Source organism: Citromicrobium bathyomarinum (assembly GCF_038594605.1).
GTDB classification, from domain to species: Bacteria; Pseudomonadota; Alphaproteobacteria; order Sphingomonadales; family Sphingomonadaceae; genus Alteriqipengyuania; species Alteriqipengyuania bathyomarina_B.
This window is the reverse complement of sequence record NZ_JBCFZM010000001.1, coordinates 834,063-847,675: the sequence shown is the minus strand read 5'-3', so window position 1 is coordinate 847,675 and position 13,613 is coordinate 834,063. Positions and strand designations below refer to the sequence as shown.

Annotated in this window: 13 protein-coding genes and 2 tRNA genes; 7 read left to right on the top strand and 8 right to left on the bottom strand. The window is 58.4% G+C overall.

The features are described from left to right. The first annotated feature begins 589 nt into the window (after positions 1–589). The 3 genes from AAG612_RS04090 to AAG612_RS04080 all read left to right on the top strand — a co-directional run bounded on the left by AAG612_RS04090 (position 590) and on the right by AAG612_RS04080 (position 3,355). The gene (locus AAG612_RS04090; protein ID WP_342507479.1) at positions 590–913 is read left to right on the top strand and encodes a hypothetical protein; all 324 of its coding nucleotides are present in this window, start codon (positions 590–592) and stop codon (positions 911–913) included. A gap of 125 nt (positions 914–1,038) precedes the next feature. Next, the gene (locus AAG612_RS04085; RefSeq protein WP_342507477.1) at positions 1,039–3,069 is read left to right on the top strand and encodes a PHP domain-containing protein; all 2,031 of its coding nucleotides are present in this window, start codon (positions 1,039–1,041) and stop codon (positions 3,067–3,069) included. Beyond that, positions 3,047–3,355: a hypothetical protein gene (locus AAG612_RS04080; protein WP_342507475.1), complete on the top strand. Its 309-nt coding sequence runs from the start codon at positions 3,047–3,049 to the stop codon at positions 3,353–3,355. Before AAG612_RS04085 ends, AAG612_RS04080 begins: the two co-directional genes overlap by 23 nt. Positions 3,356–3,460: 105 nt before the next feature. Here AAG612_RS04080 and AAG612_RS04075 read toward each other — a convergent pair whose 3' ends face one another. The 5 genes from AAG612_RS04075 to AAG612_RS04055 form a co-directional block, all read right to left on the bottom strand. Continuing rightward, a complete protein-coding gene (locus tag AAG612_RS04075) occupies positions 3,461–5,347 on the bottom strand; it encodes a site-specific integrase (protein ID WP_342507473.1) in 1,887 nt (628 codons plus the stop codon). A gap of 322 nt (positions 5,348–5,669) precedes the next feature. Then, positions 5,670–5,746: transfer RNA gene (locus AAG612_RS04070), tRNA-Pro, on the bottom strand. A gap of 44 nt (positions 5,747–5,790) precedes the next feature. Then, positions 5,791–5,864: transfer RNA gene (locus AAG612_RS04065), tRNA-Ile, on the bottom strand. 83 nt (positions 5,865–5,947) lie between these two features. Beyond that, on the bottom strand, positions 5,948–6,937 hold the full coding sequence (locus AAG612_RS04060) for a polysaccharide deacetylase family protein (protein ID WP_342507470.1): 990 nt from the start codon (positions 6,935–6,937) through the stop codon (positions 5,948–5,950). 39 nt (positions 6,938–6,976) lie between these two features. After that, positions 6,977–8,902 carry a sensor histidine kinase gene (locus AAG612_RS04055; protein WP_342507468.1) on the bottom strand — a complete coding sequence of 642 codons (1,926 nt, stop codon included), beginning with the start codon at positions 8,900–8,902 and terminating at the stop codon, positions 6,977–6,979. Positions 8,903–9,158: 256 nt separating this feature from the next. On the opposite strand from AAG612_RS04055, the gene AAG612_RS04050 reads away from it, so the two are divergent. The 3 genes from AAG612_RS04050 to AAG612_RS04040 are packed head-to-tail and all read left to right on the top strand — an operon-like array spanning position 9,159 to position 10,865. Next, entirely contained in the window at positions 9,159–9,623 is a 465-nt protein-coding gene (locus AAG612_RS04050; protein ID WP_342507466.1) for an Lrp/AsnC family transcriptional regulator, read from the top strand. Positions 9,624–9,636: 13 nt separating this feature from the next. Further along, on the top strand, positions 9,637–10,071 hold the full coding sequence (locus tag AAG612_RS04045; RefSeq protein WP_342507464.1) for a GFA family protein: 435 nt from the start codon (positions 9,637–9,639) through the stop codon (positions 10,069–10,071). 50 nt (positions 10,072–10,121) lie between these two features. After that, positions 10,122–10,865, top strand: coding sequence for a class I SAM-dependent methyltransferase (locus AAG612_RS04040; protein ID WP_342507462.1), 744 nt, complete (start codon positions 10,122–10,124; stop codon positions 10,863–10,865). A 7-nt stretch (positions 10,866–10,872) separates the two neighbouring features. On the opposite strand, the gene accC is transcribed toward AAG612_RS04040, so the two are convergent. From accC to AAG612_RS04025, 3 genes are all read right to left on the bottom strand, one after another. Further along, the gene (gene accC / locus AAG612_RS04035) at positions 10,873–12,222 is read right to left on the bottom strand and encodes an acetyl-CoA carboxylase biotin carboxylase subunit (RefSeq protein ID WP_342507460.1); all 1,350 of its coding nucleotides are present in this window, start codon (positions 12,220–12,222) and stop codon (positions 10,873–10,875) included. Positions 12,223–12,233: 11 nt separating this feature from the next. Next, entirely contained in the window at positions 12,234–12,725 is a 492-nt protein-coding gene (gene accB, locus AAG612_RS04030; RefSeq protein WP_342507457.1) for an acetyl-CoA carboxylase biotin carboxyl carrier protein, read from the bottom strand. Positions 12,726–12,790: 65 nt separating this feature from the next. Continuing rightward, positions 12,791–13,225, bottom strand: coding sequence for a type II 3-dehydroquinate dehydratase (locus AAG612_RS04025; protein ID WP_342507455.1), 435 nt, complete (start codon positions 13,223–13,225; stop codon positions 12,791–12,793). A 93-nt stretch (positions 13,226–13,318) separates the two neighbouring features. Here AAG612_RS04025 and AAG612_RS04020 point away from each other — a divergent pair, with 93 nt between their 5' ends. Then, positions 13,319–13,582: a hypothetical protein gene (locus tag AAG612_RS04020; protein ID WP_342507453.1), complete on the top strand. Its 264-nt coding sequence runs from the start codon at positions 13,319–13,321 to the stop codon at positions 13,580–13,582. Positions 13,583–13,613 lie beyond the last annotated feature (31 nt).

The window sequence follows — 13,613 nt, the reverse complement described above, 5'->3', positions numbered from 1 at the left end:
TCGGAACAAATATGGAACATAAGCTGTCTCGAATCGGAGGCACCTATGATCGTTCTTGACCCCCTGACCATCACCGCGATCGCTGCGGTCATCACCGCAAGCTCTGCGCTGATCTGGTCGATCAGGCGCAAGCCGTGAGCTCGATCAGGCTCAACTCCCTCTCGGATTTCTCGCGCCATGGATACAAGGTCCGGATCGACTGCCGATCGTGCAAGCGGGTCACCATCATCGATCCACTGGAGCTATCGCTTCTGTGCCAGCGCAAGGGGTGGTCGCGGAGCTTGGAGAATGTCGAGCAAAAGCTACGATGCGCAAAATGTGGGACGCGCAACGCGCGGTTGGGTCCTGGGTTCCGAGGTTACCCATAATAGATGATGAACCCTTCACGGCAGTTTCAGCGATCAGCCGAGGAATGAGCGGATAGGCGATGAATGGTGCCCGTAGACATTCTAGTCTAACAGGCTTGTGTAACGCTTCGGCCTGCTGCAACGTTCAGCCAGGGTCTCCAGCTGTGTCCGGCTGAGGTTGCTCCAATGCTAACTATTCCAGCATTGGAATGTGTGGATTGGGATCATAATGGAGCATCGCCGTGGGAACACTATACGCCAGCGGAGTGTCATCTGGCGATATTGGCGCTGCAATCGCTGAAAGTGTTATTGAAGACATCCGCATTAATGGCCTCGGCATCCAAGGTTTCCCTCAAGTTACCGTCGCGCATCCTAATAGCGCTTCATTCTTGATTTCAATCAAGTTCGATTCCCTTACAGCGGAATTCACACTCACTTCGGCTGAGGCGAAGAGAGCAGTCAATCTCATGAAGGCGAGAAAAGGCCACGACCAACTCATTTTTGAACGAGTTCAAAACGCTGTGGTCGAAATAGAAGCTTCAGCTGCTAGAAAAGTTGAAAAATGATTATCGAAGGTTTAAAATAACCAAGCCTGCGATTGCCCGGTCTATCAAAGGCGGTTGGATTTGTTATTGCACTAGAGACGATAAAGCCAAGGATTATTCAGAAAAACTGAATAAAATGTGTCCATATGCGCAAAATTGATTTCCATATTCATACTCGGGCCAGCTTTCTGGATGCGCATTTCGAATTTTCTCAAGCAAAGCTCGATGAATATATTGCGAACGCGGCGCTCGACGGAATCGCGATTACAAATCATAATCTCTTTGACGAGGTGCAATTTCGCGAAATTCGCGAGGCCGTCCAAATTCCGACCTTCCCTGGGATCGAGGTGAGCTTAGACAAAGGCCAGATACTCGTAATTTCTGATGGTCAGGATGTAAAGACATTTGCCGAAACTTGCGAAAAGGTAGAGAAGCAATGCACCAAAGTCGGTGATTATCTCAGTGTGCAAGAATTTGAGCAAATCTTTGGGGACCTAAAGGGCTATATCCTGATCCCGCATTACGAGAAAAAGCCTCCAATAAGCCAAGAACTCCTATCCCATTTTTCCGATCTCATTACAGCAGGTGAGGTTAGCAGCCCAAAAAAATTCATCTATTGCTTAAATGGCGCGGATCGCCTGGTCCCGGTATATTTTAGTGATTGTCGTATAAAAGATAATCTCTCGATTTTGCCTGTTCGTCAAACCTACGTAGATTGCGAAACAATTTCATTCCAAACGATTAAAGAGTGCCTTCGCGATAAAAGCAAAGTCGCGCTGTCCAGAAGTGATGGAAACCGGCTATTCCAAATTCTCGAGAACGGCCAACATATTTCCACTGGCTTGAATGTTATTTTGGGTGATCGATCGTCCGGTAAGTCGCATACATTGGATGCGATCAAGCGAAGATTTCCGAATGCTCACCACATCGAGCAGTTTGCGCTGGTTGCACGAGATGAGGCTGAAGACGAAGAGCGCTTCAGTAGATATCTAAGTCAAAACCAAGGACTGTTTTCTAAACAACATCTGGCCGGGCTTCAACGCGTCATTGAAGATGTCGTCGACATAAGTTTAGAGAACGACCAGCGTGAGGTAGAAAACTATGTTAGTTCGATACTTGCTTACGCCAGAGAAACAGAGCGGCATGACGCATTTTCGAATGCTAAGCTTTACGATGAAGATCCGTTTCTCGACAGAGACCAGAAGGGTCTGCTGACTCTCATTTCATCTACTAAAAATCTGATTAGTAATATAGAATTTCGCGAGATTATTGAGAAGCATTTAGTGCGCGCGAATTTAATAGACCTATATCTCGAATTGATGAATTTATACTCCGCGAGGGAGGAGATTCGCCTGAAAAAGCGCTGGGTCAACGAAATAATTCGCGATGTTAAATCCCAGCTTCAACGCAGCTCTGCGGCTCCAAAAATTGCGGATGTAGATTTTTATAAAGTCGCTCTCAACCAGAGAAAAATTTCGACATTTGAGCAAATTGCTAAATGCGCACAGCGGCGCTCGACGCCATTGCGGAGGCAAATGAGAGGGTTCTCGGTCGTAGCGAGTGTTTCCCCTTTTAGTGGTGCTGGCGAAATAGGTGCGGCTTTACAACGAAAGATTGCTTTCAGTAACGCTTACAGAGAATATGAGCGCCCATATCGGTTTCTTCAAGAATTGAAGCAAATCGGCGCTCCTTTAGAACAGGGTGAGTTCGCGAAATGCTTTGTCAAAATCCAGTATCAGATTCTAAATAGGGATGGATTTGAGGCCTCGGGTGGGGAACGGTCTGAGTTCTTTTTGTTGGATAAGATTGAAAGTGCGGATGAGCACGATATGCTGCTGATTGATGAGCCGGAATCGTCCTTCGATAACAATTTTCTCATCGAAGACGTAAATTCGTTGATCAAACAAATGTCCAAGAAAATGCCCGTCGTAGTGGTTACCCATAATAATACGGTCGGGGCCTCTATAAAGCCTGATTACCTTTTATACACGAGCAAAGAGTTTGAAGATGAAGAGGTCGTCTGGAGGACATACTCAGGATATCCCACTAGCGCCGAGTTGATCTCACCGGATGGAATGAAAGTCAAAACCTGGGATGTCCTAATGGGCAATTTAGAGGCGGGTTCCAAGGCCTACGAAGAAAGGAGGCAGACTTATGAAAATCTTAGAAATTCGTGAAAATAAGGGCTTTTTCCGATTTTCTGAAGATAGCGAATGGCAGCCAATCGATGGAATAGATAAGGATGGAATTCTTACTCTACTGAATGTTCTCCTTGAAAATGAGGTATCTATGGATGTCCCCACCGAAGACAATCTAGGCAATCAGGCGCACTCGATAATTTATCGTAATATATATTCAAAGTTTGTATCTCTTCTTGGGGAAAAGAGCAGATTTCAAGATGAAAGTCAGAGGCTTTATATCGATGAAATTAAGAAATATGTAGGGCAGTCCGATCAGCAGTAGTTGTAATTTCCAAATAGCCTCTGCAGGCATTTTGAGATCGGGTTACGGCTAAACTTGGGCTTTGCCCATCGCAGGTCGCTAAAGCGTTTATAGTCCCCAAGAAGATCAATCTGCTTTTTTCCGTCGCCCACGAGGTTTGCCGAACTTCTGATATTCGCAGGGTCTCAGGTTGAGAGGTCGCCTCGGAATGTCAGGTAACAGCTCTGCGAGCACTTCGACCAGTTCTACGAGCTGCCCAGGTTCGAAGTCATCGTCGTAGTGTTTGCCTTCGGTATCATTCGGCTCGTGCCCGCCAAGGCCTTGCCGGTGCGCTTTGTTGAATACCTTGAGCCCGGTCTCATCCTCTTTGTCACGGAGGACATTGAATCCCAGAGTGCGAATCGACGGAACGTCTACGTCCTTGCGGCCCCGCTTCCGGGAAGTCCCATTCGGGAACACCAATTTGCGTAAGGGGCCGAAGAGATCCTTGTAAAAGCATTTGTCAGAGTCCATTGTCTCGTGTTGGAACTCGGGGAAGAGAGCGCGATTGTCGGCCTCCTTCATCGCCGTCACGTATTCAGCGAAGCCAAGATCAAGCAGCTTCCGCGCAATCGGAACCTTCCTCGTTGAAGAGACAGTTTTGATCCGGCGCAGGTTCGTTTCCCGGATGTGCAGATAGGGCACCTCGCAATCGAGAACCACGTCAGCGACAGCCAGACCCGCGATCTCGTCTGACCGCGCGAGCGTAGAAATCACAAGCGGGAGCACCCAGTAGATGCCGTCATGGATGACCTCATCACCTGGCTCGAACCGCCTCCATAAGCCGGCGCACCCATACCAGACGGGGGTTTCAAGCATCTTCCGCAATTCGTCGGGATGCCAAGGAAGCCGTCCGGCGTTCCGCTTCTGGTTAGTCTTCACGGAATGGCGATCGCCCTGCATCTTCGGATTTACCAAGGTCTTCCGAACCGCTGTGAAATTAAGACCCCTTGGTGCAAGGTCGGGATCGTTTCCTTCGAGATGCGTCACGAGCGCACTGATCCATGTCATGTGCTTCCGCTGGGTGATCAACGAGAGACCGACGTAAGGGAGACCTTCTGCATCGGCGGCCGTCGGATCGTCATTCCATTTCCTACGCAAATCATCGCCGCGTTTGAGCGCTTCCTCGATCGTTTCACGGACTTCCTCGCCGTTTTCATCCTTCCGCGCGCGACCATAGATCACCGGAAGACGGGGAAAGACATCCTTCATCGCGATGAGGTGCTTCTGGCCGATCGCATTCACCGGAATGTCCCCATTGGCCGCGACGAAGATCCTGACCGCGCCCTCGATATCGCGCCTGCGACCTTCGTCCCAAGCGCCGTCCTTGATCTTTCTGTCCAAGGCCATCTTGGCGTATTCTGAAAGCAGCGGTGCTTCTGGGGCGGCACAACCTTCCTTGACGACGTAAGAAGACGAAGCCTTCGCATCTTCTGCAGGTTCGACCGGTGCGCCAGCAGTGGACACGATCTCGCGATGGCTCAGCCGTTCGAGATGCTGCGGGAGCGGCCAAATCTCGTTCGCATTCAACGGCAAGCCCAGCTCGGAGCAGGCTTCAATATTTGCATTGCGATATGCGGCTGCGGCAACCCTGCCTGATGCTGTCAGATTGCGTTCGCTAGGGTCGATGCCCTCTTCACGTAAATCTTCCATGAGCTGGCCGCGTGAGATCGGAAGCTGGCGCTTGTGACGAGCGGCAAGGGCGGTCAACGCATCTGCATCGGCCTCGTCCATGCCGCGCCGCCGAAGCTCCTCGTGGCTTTCGAGGCTGCCATCCAACAGCTGCGGCTCCGTCGCGAGGAGAGAGAAGTAGAGTGCATACGCCCGATTAAACGCTCGATGATCATCGGCGCGGCCAGGCTCCTGAAATTGCGCCATGACAACCCGATCCAGCTCACGCTCGAACGCGCGCTTGTAGAGCGCAGGCATATCGTCCGGCTTCACGCTCCGCCTCAGTATGGGCATCTGTTCCATGATCGCGTCCTTCGCCAAATCTAGTTCAGCTGCGCGCCAACGAGCCTGCTGAGGGCTCGAAGTGCGCAGAGATATTCTGACGATTATAGCCTGGAGTGGAACAGAACCAAAACGAACGCGCGATTTCCACCAGAAAACAGCGCCGCGACGATAGACTGCCATGCCATGTGAACCTTGGCTGCGAGGAGCCTGGCGGGGCACAGTGCGGGCACAATCTGTGGCACATTTTGTGGCACAATCAGCGCGCAAGATTCCCAACCGATTTCCTCGATTGAAGGAAAACGGCGGAATTCTGAGGCTTGTTGTCGGAAACGACGAAAATTGGTCGGGGAGACAGGATTCGAACCTGCGACATCTTGCTCCCAAAGCAAGCGCGCTACCGGACTGCGCCACTCCCCGACCGCCAGACTATCGACTGGCTCATGCGATAACGGCATCCCCGGTGGGCCCGGCAGGACTCGAACCCGCGACCTAGCCGTTATGAGCGGCCAGCTCTAACCAACTGAGCTACAGGCCCCCGGGACGATGCCATCGCAAGCGCAAGCCGCTAGCCGCGATGCGCACCATTCGCAAGCAGACAGTGCGCATCAGCACTGCGCATCATGCTTGCTGCGCCGCGTCCCACACCTGCTTCACCGTGGTCGGCGAGACGTTGCGGCTTGCCATGTGTGCGTAGATTCCGCGCAGCCAATCATACAGCGCGTCCAATTCGCGCTCGTCATGCACATAGGGCGTATTGCCCGGCGCGAGCGAGGGGCTGTGGAACGAGAGCACGAGCAACGGCAGCCCATTGTCCAGCGCGGTGTCGACCGCGTGGATCGCGTCGCGCAGCGGTGTGCCTTCGGGCGTCAGCGCAATGCGTTCGAGCAAACCTGCGCGCGCGGCGATCCCTGCGCCGTGGGGCACTTTCGCCAGACGAGGAAACAGCGCGGTGCCCTTGCGCGCGAGCAAGCCGCGATAAATCGTCGTGAGCGGCAGTTCGAGCAGCGGCTTCTCGCCAGCGACCCAGTACGGGCGGTTCGGAAAAGCGCTGTAATCGCCGCCTTCGCCGGGCGAGTAATCGTAGAGCGCGCGCACCGAGCTATCGATCACCACACCGCAATCATGCAGGATCGCCTTGGTCGCCGGGCCGAGGCCATAGCGGCCTGCCCGGTAAATGATCGGCGCGGTGCCATAGGTTTCCTCGATCGCGTCGCGCAGGGCCACGAACTTGGCGCGTTCAAGCTCGGGAGGAAGGTTGCCGGCAAAGGAATTGCGCGTGGTCACCTCTTCGTCGAACGGCGGATTGACCCACGGATGCAGCTGTACGCCGACCTCGGCCGTACCGCGTGCCACCGCATCGCCGATGATCGCCTTCGCCTTGGCAGACTGCACGATTGGCCAGTCCACCAGATAGACCGGCGAGACTCCCAGCTCCTCGCAGAAGGACTGAAACCGGGGCAAGCGGTCGAGATGGTGGAGATCGTGCCGGTCGCGGGTGAAAGGCCCGTTCCAGTCGAAGCCTTCCTCGGTATCGACCGTGAGGAGAGAGGCGGGCGCGAACCCGGGCGCAAAGCGCGCTTCCTGCTCTGCTTGTGGCAATATCAGCATTGGTCCTGGCCCCGTCCGATCCGGGCACCGCTCCCGCAGTTAGACCGCGTGTTCGGGAACCCCTTTCGCCTCGGTAGCGGCGGGTATCTGCGTGGTCAAAGCGGGCAGCGTGAGTATCAACCGCCTATTCTCGCGGCGCAGGCTGCCCCCGATCGCACGCGCTTCCGCCCTGGCGAGCCGCAATGCGAAGCCGGGGCCGAACGGCCCGGCGCTGATCGCAACCGAGAGCGGCTTGCCCCGGGCGGCGAAGATATCCTCGCTGCCGTTCAGCGATGCGGGCAGGTCGGCGACGAACTGCGCGGTGTTGCCGCCGGGGCCGGTTTCATGGTCGAGCGTAAGGGCCAGCTTCTCGCTCGGCGCGGCGGCGGACCCCAGCGTCGCCAGAATGCGCCAGCTCAGCAGCTCGGCCTCGGGCTTGGCGAGATCGACCCGGCAACTGCCGCCCAGCGTCGCGACGAAGCCTGCATTGCGCGGTTGCAGCAACGGGAGAAGCTGGGAGAGGTGCTGCCGGAAGATCGCGGCAAGGTCGGCGTCGCCGCTGGTCGGGCGCAGACGACCGCTTTCGAGACGCGAAAGGCGTTCCAGATCGTCGAACCCGGCCAGCATTCGCGCACTGTCGCCCGCGATACCGGCGGCGAGCGCGCGGTAATCGTGCGGGACGGGGCCAACGACCTGCTGCTGGATGACTTCGGCAAAACCCTGGATCGCGTTCACCGGCGTACGCAGTTCGTGAAGCAACTGGCGCAGCCGATCGCTCTGATTGCCCGGCTCTTCGGCTTCCAGCGCGCGGCGCATCCCGCCTGCAAAGCCGAGGAAACGCCCGTCGGGGCTGGAAAAGCGCGGCTGTGCGTCGAGCACCCATGCGCCGGCAATGGCGGGGCCGCCTTCCAAAGTCACATCAACGCCGTGCAGCGGCTGCTGCCGCTCGATCGCTTCGGAGAATTCTTCGGGCAAGATGCTGGGCAAGGAAAGGTAGAGCACGCGCGAGGCCGCGAAACTGTCTGCCCAGTCGATCACGCCGGCGGTGTCGGTGGCGAAGCCGAAGCCGGTCAGTTCCTCCTGACCGGTGCTGGCATCGGCGAAGGGCAGGGTGGGTGCCGCATGGTCTGCGGCAGGCTCTTGCGCGGGCGACCGGCCGCGATCTTCGCGCGACCGCTGGAATGCGTCGATCCGCTGGCGCAGCGCTGCAATTTCGCTCTGCGGCTGTGGCTGCGGCTGCTCAGGCGTGTCGGCTTGCGGAGAAGGTTGCGAAGCGGCCATCCCGGCAGCGACCGTTCCTGCGGCGGCCGCAACTGCAGCGGCAGCACCCGTCGCCGCAAGCGGTTCGGGCTCTTCCGCAGCCGGTTCGGGCGCCGACTCGGGTAGAGGTTCAGGCTCGTTCTCGACCGCTTTGTCGTCACCCTCGGGATCTTCGACCTCGGTATACTCGCCATCGACGATATGGTCTTCGTTCGGCTCGGGATTGCGGGTCGGCGCCGGGGCAGGTTCCTCGCGGCGGTCTTCGACCAGAGGTTCGGGCGACGGCGGCAGGGGCAGGGCGCGGTCGCGCACGCCGAGTCGCTCCAGCAGCGCCTCCACCTCCTCGGGCAGATCGCTCCGCAGCCGCAGGAAACCGCGCGCGCGAACCGGAAGCTCGGGGATCAGCCGCAGCCACTGATCCTCGGTCAGGCGGGCGGTGGAGAGCGTGGCGCAGGCAATGTCGGGCTCGGCCTCGGCAAACTGGGCGACCAGTGCCGGATCGTTCATCCGTCGCCCCTGTTCGCGCACGATCTCGGCACGTTCGCGTACGGAAATAACGTCGGCCAGTGAATCGAGGCGCAGGCGTGCGGCAGCCAGGAGGCTGGGGTCGCGCCCTTCGCGCGGACTGCCGAGCAGGTCGAGCAGCTGCCGATATTGCGTGCGCGCGCCCGCATTTGCACTCGCCTTGTGGCGCAGAACTGTGGCGAGGCGATCGTCGAATTGCATAGGGTTTGCGGTGGCAGGCTCCGGCGAGAAGGATCTTACGCGGTAGGGGGTATTTCGCCGACCCTCGCGGCACGACGTGGATGGTTCATAACCCTTTAACACGGCGTAGGAATGACAGTCAGTCCCCACGTTGCAAAGCGGGACATTCGCTGTCATGAACAATAATGTTAGCCGTTCGAATTATTTACAAAGATGATCCTTTCAGGAATCGCGTGGATGGCTTCAGGGACGTTGATTTGTTGCGAGAGGGGTGGCCGTGGCCAATCTTGATGAGATCGATCGCCAGTTGCTGCAGGAATTGCAGGCCGAAGGGCGTGTCACGAACGTGGAACTGGCACGCCGCGTCGGGCTGACCGCGCCGCCATGCCTTCGCCGGGTGCGCGCGCTGGAAGATATGGGCGTGATTCGTGGCTACCATGCCGATCTCGAACCGTCGAAGCTTGGCTTCGCGATCGTGGTGTTTGCGATGGTCAGCCTGAAGAGCCAGGCGGAAGAATCGCTGCGCGAGTTCGAAGCCGCGATGCAGGACCTCGACGAAGTGCGCGAGGTCCACATGCTCAACGGCGAGATCGATTTCATTTTGAAGATCGTCAGCCGCGACCTGCAGAGCTTCCAGGAATTTCTGACCAGCAAGCTGACGCCCGCACCCAACGTGGCCTCGGTGAAGACTTCGCTGACAATCCGCACCAGCAAATATACGCCGGGCGTTCCGCTCAAGTAGGCAGGGCTACGGCATGACCCGGGCGCCCTCCCTTTCCGGTCACTGCCTTTGTGGCGCGGTTCAGATCGTGCTCACCGATCCGGCGCGTGAGATCGAGATATGCCAGTGCGCCATGTGCCGCCGCTGGGCCGGGTCATTCTACTCTGCGCAAACCGGTGAAAAGGCGGAGATTGACGGAGAGGAGTCGATAGGGGTCTATCGCTCGAGCGAGTGGGCCGAACGCGCCTTCTGTTCCCGATGCGGCAGCAACTTGTGGTATCGTTTCCTGCCGACCGGTGGACGCAGCTTTTCTGCGGGCCTGTTCGATGAGGCCGCCGGCCACGCGATCGAGAAAGAAATCTTCGTCAACGAGCGTGCCGCCTGGTGCCGGATCGAAGGCGATCATCTGCGACAGACGGGCGAGGAAGTGATCGCAGAAGCCAAGGCGGCGGGTTTTACCTTCGACTAGGGGCGGATCCGAGCGACCGGACATGTTTGCGATTTAGCGGGACAGCGCGCTTGAATGGCAGAAGCGAGCTGCCTATGATACAAGGTATCATGAATAAGCACGCTTCCTTCAGACCGTCCGACTTCTTCAATCAGGAAATGGCGGAAGCTTACGACCAGCGCAACGCGGGTCTCAAACCTCTCTCGGACTGCCTGCATTTCCAGATGCGGCTTGTGCTCTCCAGCCTCCCGGAACAGGCCAGGGTCCTGTGCGTGGGCGTCGGGACAGGGGCGGATATCTTTGCGCTGGCAAGCGAGCGTCCCGATCTTTCGTTTGTCGGTGTCGATCCTTCCGCCGAAATGCTGGAGGTTGCGCGGCATCGACTGGATGAGGCCGGAATCGGAGCCCGTTGCGAGCTCGTGCCAGGATACGTCGCTGACGCACCCCGAGACGAATTCGACGCGGCCGTCAGCCTCCTTGTCGCGCACTTTGTCCAGCGCAAAGATCGCCCGGAGTTCTATCGTGCGATATACGACCGCCTGGCCCCGGGTGGCCGCTTTGTCAGCGCGGAGATCAGTTGTGACCTCGACGCACCGGGCTTCCCTGAAATGCTCGAAGACTGGAAGCAGGTGCATGCGATGATGGGAGCCAGCGAGGAATCGCTCGCCTCGCTCGGCGAGACCTTACGCCACACGCTGAGCGTGGTCGGGCCTGCCGAAACCGAGGCGCTGTGGCGCGAGGCGGGCTTCGCCAAGCCCGTTCCGTTCTATCAGGCGTTCATGATACGCGGCTGGCACACGCGCAAACCGGCGTGACCGAGGCCTAGCTCTCCCGCTCGGCGAGCCATTCCTCCAGCCACTTGATCGAATAGTCGCCATTGAGGATGTCCGGCTCTTTCAGCAGCGCCTGGTGGAGCGGGATGTTGGTCTTGGGACCTTCGACGACCATTTCCTCCAGCGCGCGCTTGAGCCGCATGATGCAGCCCTCGCGGGTCCGGCCATAGACGATCAGCTTTGCGATCATCGAATCATAGTAGGGCGGGATCGAATAGCCCGCGTAGAGCCCGCTATCGACGCGCACATGCATACCGCCCGCGGAGTGGTAATAGCTGACCTTGCCGGGGGAGGGGGCGAAGGTGAACGGGTCTTCGGCGTTGATCCGGCACTCGATCGCATGGCCCTTGAACTCGATTTCCTCCTGCGTCACCGACAGGGGCTTGCCCTCGGCAATACGGATCTGCTCGCGTACAAGATCGACCCCGGTGATCGCCTCGGTCACCGGATGCTCGACCTGCAGGCGGGTGTTCATCTCGATAAAGAAGAACTCGCCGTTTTCCCACAGGAACTCGATCGTGCCCGCGCCGCGATAGGCCATGTCGCGCATCGCCTGCGCGCAGATTTCGCCCATCCGATTGCGCTCTTCGGTCGAAAGAACGGGCGACGGCGCTTCCTCGAGCACCTTCTGGTGGCGGCGCTGGAGTGAACAGTCGCGCTCGCCCAGATGGATTGCGTTGCCTTTGCCATCGCCGAACACCTGAAACTCGATGTGGCGCGGATTGCCGAGGTATTTCTCGAGATAGACCGTGTCGTCGCCAAAGGCGGATTTCGCCTCGTTCTTGGCCTGGCTCATCAGACCCTCGAGCAGGTCCTCGCTCGGCACGACCTTCATGCCGCGTCCGCCGCCGCCGCTCGCGGCCTTGACGAGCACCGGATAGCCGATTTCGGCGGCGATCCGCTTCGCTTCCTCGACCGTCGCGACGGCGCCGGGGCTGCCCGGGACCAACGGAAGGCCCAATTTGCCTGCCGTCGCCTTCGCGGTCACCTTGTCGCCCATGGTGCGGATATGTTCGGGCTTGGGCCCGATCCATGCGAGGTCGTGCGCCTCCACGATTTCGGCGAATTTGGCGTTTTCCGACAGGAAACCATAGCCGGGGTGGATCGCATCCGCCTGGCTGACTTCGGCCGCCGAGATGATGTTGGCGACGTTCAGATAGCTCTCGCTGGCAGCGGGCGGGCCGATGCAAACGGCATGATCGGCGAGCCGCACGTGCATCGCGTCGGCATCGGCGGTGGAGTGCACAGCAACCGTCTCGATGCCCATCTCGTGGGCCGCGCGGTGGATGCGCAGCGCGATTTCGCCGCGATTGGCGATCAGGATGCGGGTTATGGCCATGCTTTGCGTCCTCAGTCGATGACGACCAGCGGCTGGTCGAACTCGACCGGCTGGGCATTGTCGACCAGAATCTGGCGTACGGTCCCGGCGCGCGGGGCGGTGATCGGGTTCATCACCTTCATCGCCTCGACGATCAGGATGGTCTGGCCTTCGGAAACCTTGTCGCCGACCGAAATGAAGTCTTTGGCGCCGGGTTCGGGCGCGAGGTAGACCGTGCCTACCATCGGCGAAGGGACCGCGCTCGAAAGGTCCGGCCCGGCGGCAGGGGTGGATTGCGTCGCATCGACAGCTGCGGGAGCCGCTGCGGGGGCAGGCTGTGCGTGCTGCACGGGCGCGGCGTAGGTCGCCTGCAATTCGCGCGCGACACGCAACTTGCGATCACCATCTTCGACCTCGATTTCGGAGAGGCCGGTTTCGGAAAGAAGCTCGGCAAGCTCGCGGACGAGCGTGATGTCGACGTTCATCTGCGACTTGCGACCGGATTTGTGGCTATCTTCTGCCATGTAAGACCTTGATCCGTGAAATGGGGAGCGGCGCGTATGCTCCCGGCTGCGCGTTCATGCAAGGTTTAGAGGGCAGCGGCAGCGTCGATCGCTTCGAGATAAGAGGCGAGGCCTTTGCCCTTGAAGCACTGGTCCGCCGCCTGCCCGATAAAGGACCGGTGGCGGAAATCCGCGCGAGTCTGCGGGTCGGACAGATGCACCTCGATCACCGGCGGGGTAATCGCCTTGGCGGCATCGAGTAGCGCGATCGAGGTGTGGGTATAGGCTGCAGCGTTGATGATGACCGCCTTCGCGCCGCCTGCGTGCGCCTCGTGCAGCCAGTCGACCAGCGTGCCTTCGTGGTTGGTCTGTCGGAAGTCGACCCTGAGGCCGTGCTCGCGAGCCTTGGCGATACACGCCGCCTCGATCTCGGCGAGCGTGGTAGTGCCGTAAATCTCCGGCTCGCGCGTGCCGAGCAGGTTGAGGTTCGGGCCGTTGAGGATGAAGAGGGTGGTGGGCATCGCGTTGTCTTAGCGAGGGCTGCGAGCGGGTGAAAGCTCATGTCCGCTGACGACTCCGTTGTGGACATCCGTGGTCTACGGTAATCGTGGCGAATGAAGAAGGGTATGGGCATTTCCCGCGCTTTGGCGCCGCTCTCGCGTGAAGAGCTTGAAGGGATGCCCACAGGAGCACTTCTGGCGAGACTCAAACGGCTCCGCTGGTGCGAAGATGATCTGGAATGGTGCGATATGACGGAGGGCGAGGTAGCGTCAGTGTCGCACCTGATCCTTTTCAAGTCAGAACCGGCTTGGAAAAGAGCCTATGCAGAGGTGAAGGAAGTTCTGGCATTGAGGGAACATCTTGACCGTAAACCCTGATTCGGACCTTGCCGTCCGCTTCCGACCCCGA

Coding starts and splice junctions, on each gene's coding strand:
- AAG612_RS04085 (WP_342507477.1), top strand. CDS start 1,039: ATGCGCAAAATTGATTTCCATATTCATACTCGGGCCAGCTTTCTGGAT.
- AAG612_RS04080 (WP_342507475.1), top strand. CDS start 3,047: ATGAAAATCTTAGAAATTCGTGAAAATAAGGGCTTTTTCCGATTTTCT.
- AAG612_RS04075 (WP_342507473.1), bottom strand. CDS start 5,347: ATGGAACAGATGCCCATACTGAGGCGGAGCGTGAAGCCGGACGATATG.
- AAG612_RS04060 (WP_342507470.1), bottom strand. CDS start 6,937: ATGCTGATATTGCCACAAGCAGAGCAGGAAGCGCGCTTTGCGCCCGGG.
- AAG612_RS04055 (WP_342507468.1), bottom strand. CDS start 8,902: ATGCAATTCGACGATCGCCTCGCCACAGTTCTGCGCCACAAGGCGAGT.
- AAG612_RS04045 (WP_342507464.1), top strand. CDS start 9,637: ATGACCCGGGCGCCCTCCCTTTCCGGTCACTGCCTTTGTGGCGCGGTT.
- accC (WP_342507460.1), bottom strand. CDS start 12,222: ATGGCCATAACCCGCATCCTGATCGCCAATCGCGGCGAAATCGCGCTG.
- accB (WP_342507457.1), bottom strand. CDS start 12,725: ATGGCAGAAGATAGCCACAAATCCGGTCGCAAGTCGCAGATGAACGTC.
- AAG612_RS04025 (WP_342507455.1), bottom strand. CDS start 13,225: ATGCCCACCACCCTCTTCATCCTCAACGGCCCGAACCTCAACCTGCTC.
- AAG612_RS04020 (WP_342507453.1), top strand. CDS start 13,319: ATGAAGAAGGGTATGGGCATTTCCCGCGCTTTGGCGCCGCTCTCGCGT.